Source organism: Acidovorax sp. 56, assembly GCF_002749705.1.
Classification (GTDB): domain Bacteria; phylum Pseudomonadota; class Gammaproteobacteria; order Burkholderiales; family Burkholderiaceae_C; genus Acidovorax.
This window is the reverse complement of sequence record NZ_PEEV01000001.1, coordinates 391879-406145: the sequence shown is the minus strand read 5'-3', so window position 1 is coordinate 406145 and position 14267 is coordinate 391879. Positions and strand designations below refer to the sequence as shown.

At 66.4% G+C, this 14267-nt stretch carries 12 protein-coding genes; 3 read left to right on the top strand and 9 right to left on the bottom strand.

The window, feature by feature from the left end; genetic code table 11:
* Nucleotides 1–12 precede the first annotated feature (12 nt).
* Nucleotides 13–1014, bottom strand: coding sequence for an LLM class flavin-dependent oxidoreductase (locus tag CLU88_RS01660; RefSeq protein WP_099655108.1), 1002 nt, complete (start codon nucleotides 1012–1014; stop codon nucleotides 13–15).
* A gap of 142 nt (nucleotides 1015–1156) precedes the next feature.
* Nucleotides 1157–2503 (bottom strand): branched-chain amino acid ABC transporter substrate-binding protein, encoded by a 1347-nt coding sequence (locus CLU88_RS01655; protein ID WP_099658562.1) that lies wholly within the window; start codon nucleotides 2501–2503, stop codon nucleotides 1157–1159.
* 93 nt (nucleotides 2504–2596) lie between these two features.
* Here CLU88_RS01655 and CLU88_RS01650 point away from each other — a divergent pair, with 93 nt between their 5' ends.
* Complete coding sequence (locus CLU88_RS01650; RefSeq protein WP_099655107.1) at nucleotides 2597–2992, top strand: Hsp20/alpha crystallin family protein; 396 nt, start codon at nucleotides 2597–2599, stop codon at nucleotides 2990–2992.
* A gap of 144 nt (nucleotides 2993–3136) precedes the next feature.
* Here CLU88_RS01650 and CLU88_RS01645 read toward each other — a convergent pair whose 3' ends face one another.
* The 5 genes from CLU88_RS01645 to CLU88_RS01625 all read right to left on the bottom strand — a co-directional run bounded on the left by CLU88_RS01645 (nucleotide 3137) and on the right by CLU88_RS01625 (nucleotide 9225).
* On the bottom strand, nucleotides 3137–4345 hold the full coding sequence (locus CLU88_RS01645; RefSeq protein ID WP_099655106.1) for an ABC transporter permease: 1209 nt from the start codon (nucleotides 4343–4345) through the stop codon (nucleotides 3137–3139).
* On the bottom strand, nucleotides 4345–5130 hold the full coding sequence (locus tag CLU88_RS01640) for an ABC transporter ATP-binding protein (RefSeq protein ID WP_099655105.1): 786 nt from the start codon (nucleotides 5128–5130) through the stop codon (nucleotides 4345–4347). The genes CLU88_RS01645 and CLU88_RS01640 overlap by 1 nt, the downstream gene beginning before the upstream one ends.
* Nucleotides 5127–6512, bottom strand: coding sequence for an efflux RND transporter periplasmic adaptor subunit (locus tag CLU88_RS01635; RefSeq protein WP_099655104.1), 1386 nt, complete (start codon nucleotides 6510–6512; stop codon nucleotides 5127–5129). The genes CLU88_RS01640 and CLU88_RS01635 overlap by 4 nt, the downstream gene beginning before the upstream one ends.
* A 128-nt stretch (nucleotides 6513–6640) precedes the next feature.
* Complete coding sequence (locus CLU88_RS01630; protein ID WP_369827576.1) at nucleotides 6641–8062, bottom strand: efflux transporter outer membrane subunit; 1422 nt, start codon at nucleotides 8060–8062, stop codon at nucleotides 6641–6643.
* Nucleotides 8063–8223: 161 nt separating this feature from the next.
* Nucleotides 8224–9225: a helix-turn-helix domain-containing protein gene (locus CLU88_RS01625; RefSeq protein WP_099655103.1), complete on the bottom strand. Its 1002-nt coding sequence runs from the start codon at nucleotides 9223–9225 to the stop codon at nucleotides 8224–8226.
* A gap of 230 nt (nucleotides 9226–9455) precedes the next feature.
* Between CLU88_RS01625 and CLU88_RS01620 the strand changes: the two genes are divergently transcribed.
* The gene (locus tag CLU88_RS01620; protein WP_099655102.1) at nucleotides 9456–10907 is read left to right on the top strand and encodes an aldehyde dehydrogenase; all 1452 of its coding nucleotides are present in this window, start codon (nucleotides 9456–9458) and stop codon (nucleotides 10905–10907) included.
* 85 nt (nucleotides 10908–10992) lie between these two features.
* Here CLU88_RS01620 and tsaD read toward each other — a convergent pair whose 3' ends face one another.
* Together tsaD and CLU88_RS01610 are read right to left on the bottom strand one after the other, a co-directional pair.
* Nucleotides 10993–12042: a tRNA (adenosine(37)-N6)-threonylcarbamoyltransferase complex transferase subunit TsaD gene (gene tsaD / locus CLU88_RS01615; RefSeq protein ID WP_099655101.1), complete on the bottom strand. Its 1050-nt coding sequence runs from the start codon at nucleotides 12040–12042 to the stop codon at nucleotides 10993–10995.
* Between the two features lie 68 nt (nucleotides 12043–12110).
* A complete protein-coding gene (locus CLU88_RS01610) occupies nucleotides 12111–13274 on the bottom strand; it encodes a branched-chain amino acid ABC transporter substrate-binding protein (RefSeq protein ID WP_099655100.1) in 1164 nt (387 codons plus the stop codon).
* 205 nt (nucleotides 13275–13479) lie between these two features.
* Here CLU88_RS01610 and CLU88_RS01605 point away from each other — a divergent pair, with 205 nt between their 5' ends.
* On the top strand, nucleotides 13480–14106 hold the full coding sequence (locus CLU88_RS01605; protein WP_099655099.1) for an ANTAR domain-containing response regulator: 627 nt from the start codon (nucleotides 13480–13482) through the stop codon (nucleotides 14104–14106).
* The last annotated feature ends 161 nt before the right edge of the window (nucleotides 14107–14267 follow it).

Sequence of the window (14267 nt, the reverse complement as noted above, 5' to 3'; positions counted from 1 at the left end):
AGCAGCGGGCGCTCAGGCCGCCACGGCGTCAAAGGCTCCGGCCAGCAGTTCGACCGATGCGAGCCGGTCGGCAAAGCCCGTCACGGGGGTATCGACCACAAACTCTTCGATGCCGTAGCGCTCGGCCAAGGCATCGAGTTGCTCACGCACATGGCTTTGCGAGCCTGCAATCACATGCGGGCGGGTTTCTTCAAGGCGGTACTCGCTCACACCCGCCTGGCGCGCAAATTCGGCAGCAGCCTGCTCGCTGGGCAGGTTGAAGGTCTGGCCCGTGGGCAGGTGCAGCTTGAACACACGCAGCGCGCCCACCACGCGCTCGGCCTGTGCTTGCGTTGGCGCCACCAGCGCATACAGCGCCAGCGACGGGGCACGGCCTGCGGCCTCGCGGTACACCTTCAGCGATCGCTCGATGTTGGCCGGGTCGCCATTGAAGTGCCCGGCGTACGTGAAGTTCCAGCCGTGGCGGGCCGCGAGTGCCGCGCTGTCTGGGCTGCCGCCCAGCAGATAGCGCTCTGGCAAGCTGGGGGGCTGGGGCTGGGCGACGGCCCCAGCCAATGGATGGGCCGCGGGCAGCGCGTTCTGTAGGAAGGCGTCCAGCTCGGCAAAGCGGGCGGCAAAGTCGGGCTTGGCAGTCTTGTCGTGCACGGCCTGCAGCGCACGGGTAGACAACGGCAGCCCGCCGGGCGCCTTGCCCACACCCAGGTCCACACGGCCTGGGGCCAGGGCGGCCAGCAACTTGAACTGCTCGGCCACCTTGAAGGGGCTGTAGTGCTGCAGCATGACGCCGCCCGAACCCACGCGGATGCGCGAAGTGCGCGCCAGGATGTGGGCCGCCAGCACCTCGGGGGCCGAGCCTGCAAGGCCCGGGTTGCCGTGGTGCTCTGCCACCCAGAAACGCTGGTAGCCCAGTTGCTCGGCGCGCTGCGCCAGCGCTACGGTGCGCTGCAGGGCCTCGGCGGCGGTAGCGCCCTCGGGCACGGGGCTTTTGTCGAGCAGAGAAAGGGCGTAGGGCACGGTGGAGGCGATTCGCGCATGAGTGATCGATGCAGCAAATTCTGTGGCCCGCAGGCCCCCACCGGTTGCGCTAACTTTTCATATCGATATGCAGGGGGCGTTGCGCGGTGCCCCCTGCACAGACAGCCTCAGAACCGCTGCCTCAAAACCGCTGCATCTGGCAACTGTGCGGCTGCTCGGCTTTGGCTGCAGGGATCTGCCGCACCACGCGGAAACCATAGCCCGAGCCTTCCACGTCAAACTTCACGCCGGGCGCGCCCTTCTTGTCCATCACGCCCACGGCCAGGGCCTGTTGGAACTGGTGGTCGGCCGCGCGCATGGCGCCGCCCTGCCCAGCAAGCTGCACGTTGGCCTTTTCCATTTGGCGGGCCACAGCCACCACGTCGGTGGTGCCTGCGCGCTCGATCGATTGGGCCAGGGCCTCAACCATGAGCTGCATGCGCATGTGCACGTAGTCATCCTGCGGCTTGGGGAAGCGATCACGGAACGACTGGTAGAACGCCTCGCTCTGCGCGCCGGGCACGTTAGGCAACCAGTCGGCCACGGCCACCACTTTGCCAATGCCCGCATCGCCCATGGCTGCAGGCGCACCCAAGGCGTTGCCATAGAAGGTGTAGAAGCTGCCTTCAAAGCCCACCTCGCGTGCGGCCTTGACCAGCAGCGTGAGGTCGTTGCCCCAATTGCCTGTCACCACGGCCTGTGCGCCGCTGGTTTTGATCTTGACGGCGTAGGGTGCGAAGTCTTTGACACGGCCCACGGGGTGCAGCTCGTCGCCCACCACCGTCACATCGGGGCGCTGGGCGGCCAATTGCTTTTTGGCCTCGCGCAGCACGGCCTGGCCAAAGCTGTAGTCCTGGCCAATGAGGTACACGCTCTTGAGTGCTTTGTCCTCGCGCATCACCTCCATCAACGCGGCCATGCGCATGTCGGCATGCGCGTCAAAGCGGAAGTGCCAGAAGCTGCATTTTTCGTTGGTGAGGATCGGGTCCACCGCCGAGTAATTGAGGAACAGCACGCGCTTGCTGGGCTCGCGCTCGTTGTGCTTGTTGATGGCCTCGATCAGCACCGCCGCGGTGGCCGACGAATTGCCTTGCAAGATGACCTGCGCGCCATCGTCAATGGCGGCGCGCAGGGCCGACAGTGCCTCTTCGTTCTGGCCCTTGCTGTCGTAGCGCTCCAGCACCAGCGGGCGCTTGCCGCCAGCAGCGGCAGGCAGCGTGACGCCGCCACGCGCATTCACGCGCTCCATAGCCCAGTAGACGTTGCGAAACACGGCCTCGCCGGTGTTCGCAAAAGCGCCCGACAAGCTTTCAATCAAAGCCACCTTGATGGGCTTGCCTGCGGGCACTGCGGCCGTGGAGGCAGCACTTTGGGCCCAGCCCGATGCCACGGGTGCAAGGCCCAGCACCGCTGCACCCGCCACCGTGCAAGCGGCCTGAAATAGTGCTGCGCGGCCCCATTTCAAGCCCGCAGTTTGCAATTTATTCATGCTCATTTTTCCCTTGAAATCCCGTGGATGCGTACACACCTCCTGTGCATGCGGCGACCACCCCGAGAGCCGCGCAGTGTATAGGAGTACCCCATGATCTTCGCCCCCGTGATCCGCCGCGCCGCCTTCAACCCCAACCCACGCGCTGCCGACCTGGCCTTGCAACGTTTTCTCATGGGCAGCCTGGGCGCCACCGCTGCGGCCCAGCCCACCACAGCAGGCTGCACCGTGACGCAGGACGAGAAAAGCACCACGCTGCAGCTGGATGTGCCGGGCCTCACACGCGAGCAGCTGAACATCACCATCGAAGGCAATGTGGTGAAGCTGCAAAGCGCCGAAGGCGCCCCCCGCCAGGTGCAACGCGCTTGGGAACTGGCCCAGGATATTGACGCAGCTGCCAGCACGGCCAAGCTTGAAAACGGCGTGCTCACCCTGACACTGGTGCGCGTGGAGCCCGTGAGCAAAGCCACTTCGCTGACCATTCACTAATGCATCTCTGGGGTGCAGCACGCTGCACGCCCAGGCCATCAAAACCAGCCCCAAAAAAAGGCCCCTTTCGGAGATTCCGAAAGGGGCCTTTTTGTGCCTTTGCGCTGGGCACATCACCACCGCGATGGGCGGTGGGTGTGCCACTCACTCGTGGCGCAACGCATCAATTGGGTCCATGTGCGCCGCACGGCGGGCCGGAAAGTAGCCAAACACCACGCCAATGCCCGCCGAGAACACAAACGAGAGCAGGTTGACCCCAGGATTGAACAGGTAGGGCACGCCCATCACCTGCGCCAGCCCCAGCGATGCAGCTGTGGCCAGCACAATGCCCACCAGTCCGCCCAGTGCGGCCAGCACCACGGCCTCGATCAAGAACTGCAACAGCACCTCGCGCTCCAGCGCGCCAATGGCCAGGCGCAGGCCGATCTCGCGGGTGCGCTCGGTCACGCTCACCAGCATGATGTTCATGATGCCGATGCCGCCCACCAGCAAGCTCACGGCGGCCACGGCGCCCAGCAGCATGGTCAACACCTTTGTGGTGCCCGACAAAGTGTCGGCCAGTTGCTTGGTGTCCAGCACGTTGAAGTTGTCCTCATCGGTGTCCGACAGCTTGCGCAGCTCGCGCAGCAGCTGCGTCAGCGCGCTTTTGACGCGGGTAGGGTCGCTGCCATCCTGCATCGACACCAGCAGCGTGTTCACGCGGGTGTTGCCCGTCACGCGCCGCTGCAGGGTCTTGATGGGGATGAGCACCATGTCGTCCTGGTCGTTGCCAAACGCCCCCTGCCCTTTGGACGTCAGAACGCCCACCACCTCGCAAGAGAAGGCCTTGACGCGCAGTTGCTCACCCACCGGGTCGCGGCCACCAAACAGCTCGCGACGGATGGTCTCGCCCACCACGCACACCGCCGCGCCCGCACGCAGCTCGGGCTCAGAGAACGCGCGGCCTCCGGCTTGCAAGGTCCAGTTACCGGTCTCCAGCCAGGCGTTGGTGCTGCCAATCACGCTGCTGGTCCAGTTGCGCCCCCCGGCCACCACGGTGGCGCTGGCGCGCGCCTCAGGCGCCACGGCCAAAATGCCGCCAATTTGCTGCGCAATCACATCGGCATCGGTGTCTTTGAACGAGGGCGCACCAGTGCCTCCGCCCGGCCCCATGCGCTGGCCGGGGCGCACCTGCAGCAAGTTGGTGCCCAGGCTTGAAATCTGCGTCTGCACCGCCATGGTGGCGCCATTGCCCAAGGTCACCATGGTGATGACCGCGCTCACGCCAATAACGATGCCCAAGATGGTGAGGAACGAGCGCATCAGATTGCGCCGGATGGAGCGCAGCGCCAAAAGAATCGTACTGAACAGCATCACACCGCTCCTTGCGCTGCGGGCGCTGCAACGGCGTGGCCGCGCAGCCCTGCCGGGGCCGGGTTGATAGTGTCGGTGTCCACCACGCCATCCACAAACCGCACGATGCGGCGGGCGTATTCGGCCATGTCAGGCTCGTGCGTCACCATCAGCACCGTAATGCCCAGGTCGGCATTCAGGCGCCACAGCAGTTCCATGATTTCGTGGCTGCGCTGGGTGTCGAGGTTGCCGGTGGGCTCGTCGGCCAGCAGCACCACGGGCTCGGTGACGATGGCGCGGGCAATGGCCACGCGCTGCTGCTGCCCGCCGGAGAGTTCGGCCGGTGTGTGGTGCTCCCAGCCCTTGAGGCCCACGGCATCCAGCGCCCGCGCAGCGGCTGCCTTGCGCACGCCCGCTGGCTCGCCCCGGTACAGCAAGGGCAGCTCCACGTTCTCTTGCGCCGAGGTGCGCGCCAGCAGGTTGAAGCCCTGGAACACAAAACCAAAGTAGCGGCGGCGCAGCATCGCTCGCTCATCGCGCGACAGGGCCTCCACATGCACGCCCTTGAACAGGTACTCACCCGTGGTGGGACGGTCCAGGCAACCGAGCGTGTTCATGGCCGTGGATTTGCCCGACCCGCTGGGGCCCATGATGGCCACGAAGTCGCCCTGCGCAATCGACAAGTCCACGCCCTTGAGGGCCTGAAACGCCAGCGCCCCTTCGCCATACACCTTGGTCACGCCGCGCAGCTCGATGATGGGAGGCCCCGCGTCAGCGCCCCCTTGGTCAGCCCGGGTTGCACTCATGGCGCGGCCTTGCCAGTGCGTTGGTCGGTGATGACCTTGGTGCCGGGCTCCAGGCCCTCAGCGCTCACTTCGGTCATGCGCCCGTCGCTGATGCCCACCTTCACCGTCATGGGCTGCGGCGTGCCATCCTTGAGCAGCCAGATCTGGCGCGTCTGGCCAGCGCCTTCGCGCTGCCCATTTCCACTATTGCCACCGGCAGGCTTGCGGCCCGAGGGCGCGTTGCGGGGCGGCCCGGGCATGAGCTGCGAGACGATGCCCCGGTTGCTGCTGGCAGGCTTGGCTGCAGACTCAGCCCCCGCCTGGGCCGGGGTAAAGCGCAGCGCGGTGTTGGGCACCAGCAGCACGTCGTTGCGTTCGGTCGAGGTGATGGTGGCTGCCGCCGTCATGCCTGGGCGCAGGCTCAGATCGCTGTTGTCCACGTCCAGCCAGGTGATGTAGGTCACCACGTTGTCCGTCTTGGTGGAGCCAAAGGACACGCGGGTCACCTCGGCCGGGTAGCGGCGTGAGGGGTAGGCGCTGACGGTGAAGCTGGCCTTTTGCCCCACGGTGAGCGAACCCACATCGGCCTCGTCCACGCTCACATCCAGCCGCAGGCGCGTCAGGTCTTCCACCACGGTGAACAGCGTCACGGCTTGCAGCGATGCGGCCACGGCGTTGCCAGGCTCTACGCTGCGGGTGAGGACCACCCCGTTGATAGGCGAGCGGATGGAGGCCTTGGACAGGCTGGTTTCGTCGGTGGACAGCGCCGCTTTGGCGTCATCGACCGAAGCGCGGGCGCTGAGCTCGTCGGCTTTAGCACGGTCCAGCGTGGCACGCCCGGCGTCCAACTCGGTGGCCGATGGCACCTTGCCACCGGACAGGCGCGCCACCTCTTGCAGGCGCGCAAAGCCAGCCTCGGACTCCTTGGTCGTGGCCTGGGCTTGGGCCAGCTTGGCCTGCGCAGAGGCAAGAGACGCCCGCGAGCGCAGCACCTGCGCTTCGAGCTTGGCAGTGTCCAGCTCCACCAGCACCTGGCCTTTTTTGACCTTGTCGTTCACGTCCACCAGCACGCTGCGCACCGTACCCGACAGCTCACTGCCGATGGTGACCGTTCGGGTGGGGTTCAGCGTGCCATTGGCAGCCACGTTGAGCGTGAGATTGCCGCGCCGCACCTCTTCGGTCACGAAGCTGGGGGCCGCGCTGGCGGCCTTGCTGGCTTGCCAGGCATACACACCACCTGCCGCCACCAACAGGCCCACCACGCCCAGCCACACCGTGGTGCGCTGCCACCAGCGGCGCCGTGGCGCACTGCCCAGCAAGTCGTTCAGGCCATTTGCCGCCGTGGTCTGGGGTGCGGCAGGTTGAGGGGAAGATGAATTCACAGAAGCGTCAGGATGGTTCATGGAATGGGAAAAATCGGGTCATCAAAATGGGAAGGACGTGGGCCAGGGAGCCATGCACTGGCAAGTGCTTGGGGTGCTGTAACACCGGCACGCCAGACAAGGCAGGGCCAGTGCGAGCCCCGCCACGGCTACTGCCAGCCGCCGCCCAGGGCCTTGTACAGGCGCACATGGTCGGCCGCCACGCTGGCCACGGTGGTTGCCACGCTGTCTTGCGCAGACAGCTGCGTGCGCTGGGTCTCCAGCACGGTGGCAAAGTCGATCAGGCCGCTGCTGTAGCGTTGTTGCGCCATCAGCGCGGCGTTGGCAGCGGCATCTGCGGCAGCCTGCAGGCGCGCCAGGCGCTCGTTATCGCCCTGCAAGGCCACCAGGGCGTCCTCTACGTCTTTGAGCGCCGTGAGCACGGCAGCTTCGTAGCCCACACGCACCTGCTCCAGTGCAGCTTGCTGCGACCGCACCTGGGCTTTGGCCGCGCCGCCATCGAACAGCGAGGCAGACAGACTGGCCGCCAGCGCGCTGGCGACCGAATTGCCCCCCGTCAGCGTGCCCAAGGTCAGTGCCCGCAGGCCCAAGGAACCGCTGAGCGAAAAGTCAGGGTACCGCGCCGCATCGGCCTGGGCCACCCGCGCCACCGCCGCCGCCACGCGGTGCTCTGCGGCCCGCACATCGGGGCGCTTGCGCAGCGTTTGCGCGGGAATGTCCAGCGCTAGGTCGTTCGGCGCCGTGGGCACCGGCGCGGTGGCCGCCAAGCGTGCATCCAGTGCAGCAGGCGCTTGCCCGGTCAACACCGCCAGGCTGTGGCGCGACTGCGCCAGGCTGCTTTGCAGCGCGGGCACCTGGGCGGCGGTCTGCTCAGCCGCAGCACGGGCCTGCTCGGTCACCAGCGAGGTGGTCAGCCCCGCCTGCAGCCGCCACTGGGCAATCTGCAGCGTTTCTTGTTGGCTGGCCAGGTTGCTGCGCGCAATCTGCAGGCGCTGCTGCAGGCCGCGCAGCTCGATGTAGTTCACCGCCACCTCGGCGGCCAGCGACACCTGCACATCGGCCAGGCTGGCCTCTGCGGCGCGGGCATCGGCCTCGGTGGCCGTCACCCCGGCGCGCAGGCGGCCAAACACATCGGGCTCCCAGCTCGCGTCAAACCCGGCGCTGTAGCTGTTGCCCGTGCTGCCAGAAGCGCGGCTGCGCTGCGCCGAGGCCGAGGCACCAATCTGCGGCAAGGTGCCCGCCGTCTGCACATCCACCAACGCCCGCGACTGCTGCAATGCCGCCTGTGCACTGCGCACCGAAGTGTTGGCGGCCAACGCTTCGGTGATGAGCGCCGTCAGCTCCGGGTCACCCAGCCGCCCCCACCACTGCGCCAGTGGTGTGGCCGCAACCCCTGCACTGGCAGCAGACCACCCGGCAGGCACGGGCACCGCTGGTACATCAGCGCTGTGCGGTTGCAGGCTGCTGCAACCCGCCAGCACCAGGGCCAACCCCAGAGCAGGCAACGCCATGGCCATGCGGCGCGGGCTGGGGCCTGACAACGCTAGTGAATGGGAACGGAAAGGCTTCATGGATGTATTTGACAATCATTCTCAACAACATCCATTGTCCCGGTTTCCGTTGTCGCCCTGAAGGCGCTTGTGTCAACCTTTGGTAAAGAAATGGGGGCACTCAACCCTCTGCCCTGCAGCACCGCGCGGGGCATGCTGCGCACAAGCCAAATACCGAAGAATCATTTGGTTTGGCAACCAACCCATGCCAGCTCTAATCCAAGCCGCGACTGGCCGACGACCCCCACCCGGTACTCCGTAGGCGACACCCCCACCTGCGCCCGGAACACCCGGCTGAAATACGCCCCGCTGCTAAAGCCCCACGAGAAGGCAATCTCGCTGATGGTGCGGTGGCGGCAGTCGGGATTGCGCATCTCATCCATACACGCCTGCAAGCGGCGGCGCAGGATGTGTTCGGCCAGGGTTTCATCGGCGTCGGCAAAGGCGTTGTGCAGGTGGCGCTTGCTGCAGTTCAGCCCTTGGGCCATGCGCTCAATGGTCAGCGCCGGATCTCGCAGGTGCTGTGCGATGTAGGCGCGGATGCGGTCTTTGAAGGCCTCTTGCAGCACGACGCCAGGGCCCTGCCCGGCCAGCTCTTGCAGCGACAGGCAGACCAGCTCGCCAATCAGCCGCCCGGCGCCGCGTGCGGCCTCGGGGGTCATGCTGGGCAGCTCGTTGTAGGTGCTGCGCATGGCGTCCAGCGCCACGCGCGAGATGCCCGCGTGGCCGCCCACCACACGGCCCATTAGCGTGGGCAGGTGCAGGCCACGCTCGGCCAGCTGGCTGGTGGGCACCCTCACGATGAGGTGGCGGCTGCGCTGGGGGTTGGCCACTTCGTAGCTGCCCGTGGTGTCGTAGATGGCCCAGCCACCGGGCTGCACCACCGCCTGCCGCCCGTGCTGTTGCACCAGGGCCTGCCCCTGCCAGGGGGCGACGATTTTGAGGTAGTGCTGCGCGCCTGCACGGGCTGTGCGTGGGCGGCGAATGACGCGGTGGCGGTTGGCCTCCAGCTGCGTCAGCACCACATCCCCCGCCCAGGCGGTGTGCAGGTGGCCGTCAAAGCCGGTGTCGCCGTACAGATCAGACTCCAGCCCATCAAACAGCGTGGCCATCCAGTCGCGCCAGGCCAGCGCGGCCTGCTGCGGCGGCAGGTTGTCGGTGGTGAGGCGGGTCGCTTCGGCCATAGGGGGATAGGGGTCCTGGGGTGCGGGCCATTATGGGTGGCGGACCAAGACCCTGCGCTGCGCAAGTGGGTTGCTGGGGGTTATCCCTAGGCGGTGTGCGCTCTCGGTCAACACCGCTGTGCACTGTGGGTCAAGCGAACGCAACGTGTGCTGGCTAGCATCCACAGGGTGCGTGGCATGGGCCGTTGATCGATCCATCGCCACGGTTTTACCCCCACAGGAGACACCCCATGAGCCCCATTTCCATGCTGATTGGCGGGCAGCCCCGTGCTGCGTCCAACGGCGCCACGTTTGAGCGCCGCAACCCGCTGGACCACACCGTGGCCACCACGGCGCCTGCCGCCACCGTGGCCGATGCCGTGGCGGCGGTAGAGGCTGCAGCGCAGGCCTTCCCCGCCTGGGCCGCCCTGGGGCCAGGCGCGCGCCGCACCCTGCTGATGAAAGCCGCCCATGCACTGGAAGCCAAGGCCGATGCCTTTGCCCAAGCCATAGCGGCAGAGACAGGCGCATCCGGCATTTGGGCAGGCTTTAACGTGCACCTGGCTGCCGACATGCTGCTCGAAGCCGCCGCCATCACTACGCAGATCAATGGTGAGGTGATTCCCTCGAACGTGCCGGGCTCGGTGGCGATGGCGGTGCGCCAGCCTGCGGGCGTGGTGCTGGGCATTGCGCCGTGGAATGCGCCGGTGATTCTGGGCGTGCGCGCCATCGCCACGCCACTGGCCTGCGGCAACACCGTGGTGCTCAAGGGCTCAGAGCTGTGCCCCGCCACGCACGGCCTGATCATCGAGGCGCTGCAAGAAGCCGGACTGCCGCCGGGCGTGGTCAACTTTGTGACCAACGCCCCCGCCGATGCGGGCGCTGTGGTGGAGGCCATGGTGGCCCACCCGGCCCTGCGGCGCGTGAACTTCACCGGCTCGACCAAGGTGGGCCGCATCATTGCGCAGACCTGCGCCAAGTACCTCAAGCAGGCGGTGCTGGAGCTGGGCGGCAAGGCACCGTTTGTGGTGCTGGACGATGCGGATGTGGACGCCGCCGTGGCTGCGGCCACGTTTGGCGCCTTTGCCAACTCGGGGCAGATCTGCATGTCCACCGAGCGCATCGTGGTGGACGAGAAAGTGGCCGACGAGTTTGTGGCCAAACTGGCCGCACGCGCCACCAGCCTGCCGCTGGGCGATCCACGCAAAGGCCCGGTGGTGCTGGGCTCGGTGGTAGACCAAGCCACCGTCACCCGCTGCAATGCACTCATCGACGACGCACTGGCCAAAGGCGCCATGCTGGTGTGCGGCGGCAAGGCAAGCAGCACGCTGATGCCCGCCACGCTGCTGGACCATGTGACCCCCGCCATGCACATCTATCGCGAGGAGTCCTTTGCGCCCGTGAAGGCCATCGTGCGGGTGAACGGCGTGGAAGCAGCCGTGGCCTGTGCCAACGACAACGAGTTCGGCCTCTCGGCCGCCGTGTTTGGCCGCGATGTGGCGCGCGCCTGGCAGGTGGCCGGGCGCATCGAGTCCGGCATTTGCCACGTCAACGGCCCTACGGTTCATGACGAGGCACAGATGCCCTTTGGCGGCGTGAAAGCCTCGGGCTACGGCCGCTTCGGTGGCAAGGCGGGGATTGATGCCTTCACCGAGCTGCGCTGGATCACGGTGCAGACAGCCCCACGCCACTACCCGTTCTGATATTGGGTGTTTTTGGGCTCTAGCGCTTGATAAATAAGCGCTAACAGCTATATTTTTAATAGCAAAACTCCAGTAGCGAAGCTGATCAAGCCGCAGGGGCGGTGATCGCATCCAGCGGCCAGCGCGGCTTCACGTCAAAGGCGTAGGCGGTGTTGGCCTGCTGCTGCCCGGCCTGCAGGCGCATGGCGGCGGCCATGGCGATCATGGCGCCGTTGTCGGTGCACAAGTGCAGCTCGGGGTAGTGCACGCGCACGCGGTTTTTCTCGCAGGCCGCATTGAGCTGCTCGCGCAGCAGGCGGTTGGCGCCCACACCGCCCGCCACCACCACGCGCTTGAGGCCCGTTTGCTTGAGGGCGGTGAGGGTCTTTCGCACCAGCACATCGACGATGGCCGCCTCGGTGCTGGCGGCCAGGTCGGCCTTGCGGGCTTCCAGGTCTGCGCCCAGCTTTTTGGCCTGGGTCAGCACCGCGGTTTTGAGCCCGGCAAACGAGAAGTCCAGATCGCCGCTGTGCAGCAGTGGCCGTGGCAGCTTGAAGGCCGCTGCATCGCCCTGCTGCGCCAGGCGCGACAAGGCAGGCCCGCCGGGGTAGCCCAGGCCCATGAGCTTGGCGGATTTGTCAAACGCCTCGCCCGCCGCATCGTCAATGGTTTCGCCCAGGATTTCGTAGCGCCCCACCCCGTCCACCCGCATGAGCTGCGTGTGGCCGCCCGACACCAGCAGCGCCACAAACGGAAACTCGGGCGGGTCGGCACTCAAAAAGGGCGAGAGCAAATGCCCCTCCAGGTGGTGCACGCCCAGCACCGGCTTGCCCAGCGAAGCCCCCAGCGCACAGGCCACGCCCGCGCCCACCAGCAAGGCCCCCGCCAGGCCGGGGCCCTGGGTGTAGGCCACCACATCCACGTCGGTCAGGGTCTGCCCGGCATCGTGCAGCACCTGGGTGGCCAGCGGCAACACGCGGCGGATGTGGTCGCGGCTGGCCAGCTCGGGCACCACGCCGCCGTAGGCCTGGTGCATTTCGATCTGGCTGTGCAGCGCGTGGGACAACAACGCAGGCACGCCCGTGCCCGATGAACGCACCAGCGCCACGCCGGTTTCGTCGCAAGAAGATTCAATACCCAGGATCAGCAAACTCATGCCCCGAGTGTAAGAGCCTGCCCACGGACATGGCGCCAGCAGGTTTGCGGGCCGCTGCCACCTTGCGCTTACCAGCGGTCAGAGCGCATGCGCAATTCCCAGTTGCCGCCGCGCAGCTCGTACACGCCCACGGCGCCGTAGCGCTGCTCGCCCTTGTCGTCCCAGCTCATGGTGCCGATGACGGGGGCGTAGCCGTTGATGGCGTGCATGGCTTTGGTGATCTCTTTGGGGTCGGCCGACTTGGCCTTCTGGATGGCTGCGGTCAGCACATAGGTGCTGTCGTAGCTGTAGTGGCCGCCGTAAGCGGGTGGCTTTTTGTAGGCAGCCAGGTACTTTTCGAGGAACGGCTTGCCCGTGGTGAACTCCTTGGCCTCCAACACGGGGGAGGTGGCGTAAAGCCCTTCGACCAGGCCTGCGCCCTTGAGCATGTCGGTGGTCTTGATGGTGTCGCCGCCCAGCAGTTGCACCTTGGTGTGGCCCACCTTTTGCAGTTCTTTGAGCAGTGCCAGGGCCTGGAAGTCGTTGAGGGTGGAGACGATCACCTCCACCCGGGCGGCCTTCAGCTCGCCCGCCAGCGCCTCAAACGCCACGGTCTTGTCGTCAAACGACTTGCGCACCACGACTTCCTTGTTCTCGGCCTTGAGCTGGGCGGCAGCGCCGTCGGCCAGGCCCTTGCCGTAGGGCGTTCCGTCGTCCAGCGCAGCGTAGCGCGAGGCGCCCAGTTGGGTGGCCGCAAACGAGCCAATGGCGCGCGCCTGCAAGGTGTCGTTGGCCACCATGCGAAAAGAGGTGTCAAAACCCAGCTGTGTGAACTTGGGGTTGGTGGAGATGGCGATCTGCGGGATGCTTTTGCCCGCGTAGATGGGTGCCGTCTCGATGCTCACGCCCGAGTTGAGGTGGCCGATGACCGCCACCACCCCGGCATCCACCAGCTGCTGGGCCACCTGCTTGCCCGTGGCCGCGTCGGCCTTGTCGTCCACCGCCACCACTTCCAGCTTGACGCGCTTGCCGTCCACCATGAAGCCGTCCTTGTTCAGCTCTTGCACGGCCAGGTTCACGCCGTTGAGCAAGTCTTGCCCCAGCGCCCCCAGCGGGCCGGTCAAGGGCTGGGCTACGCCAATCTTGAGGGTGTCTGGCACCTTGCTGCACCCGGCCAGCACAGCGGCTGCGACCAGGGTGGGCAGCAGGGCCAAGGCCACCGGGAAACGGCGACGCGCAATGTGATTCTTCATGCAGTGGGCTCCTGAATATGAAATGAATGATCAAGTGACCGGAGGTATAGAAGAGCAGCCGGGCCCCGCACCATCGGGTATGCCCTGCCAGGGTTACATTTATTAGCAAGTTTCAGGCCCTGTAAGCCACGGCAGCGCACCCCTTTGGCCACTGCACCGCTGCAGTGCACCAAAAAATGGCGTAAATCTTGCTTAAAGTAGCGGTATGAATGAGGCATTACGTATCGTGGTGGTCGCCCCCGACCTTGCCGTGACCGACCCGGATGACGAGCACGCCCTGCTGCAGGCAGAGCGCTCCCGCGCGCTGCGCATTGGCCTGCTGGAGAACAACTTCAACCTCATTGCCACGCTGCCCGCCGACGTCTTCCTGAGCGACCGGCTGGCCCAGTTGCAGCCCGACCTGATCATCGTGGACGCCGAGAGCGAAGCCCGCGATGCGCTGGAGCATGTGGTGATGGCCACGCGCGATGCCCGCCGGCCCATCGTCATGTTCACCAACGATGAGGACACCTCGCACGTCAAGGACGCGGTGGCCGCAGGCGTGTCGGCCTACATCGTGGCGGGGCTGGCGCCGCAGCGCATACGCCCCATCTTGGATGTGGCGATGGCGCGCTTTCAGCACGAGCAGGCCTTGCGGGCAGAGCTGGCCGACGCCAAGACCGAGCTCAAGGACCGCAAGACCATCGACCGCGCCAAGGGCCTGCTCATGCAGCGCCAGGGCCTGAGCGAACAGGCCGCCTACGACAAGCTGCGCAAGACGGCCATGGACAAGGGCCTGAAGCTGGTGGACGTGGCCCAGCGCATGCTGGACGTGATGGACCTGCTCGGCTGACGGCGAGCACCGCCCCGCCCTTCGCACCGCACCACGCCACACCACCCCGCAATGGGGCAGCACCACACCGCAGCAGCACGCCCATGGAGCGGCCACGGCTCTGCGAAGGAGCAGCGATGGTGCAACGCACAAATCGCGTGCAGGCCTGCGCCATGCCACAG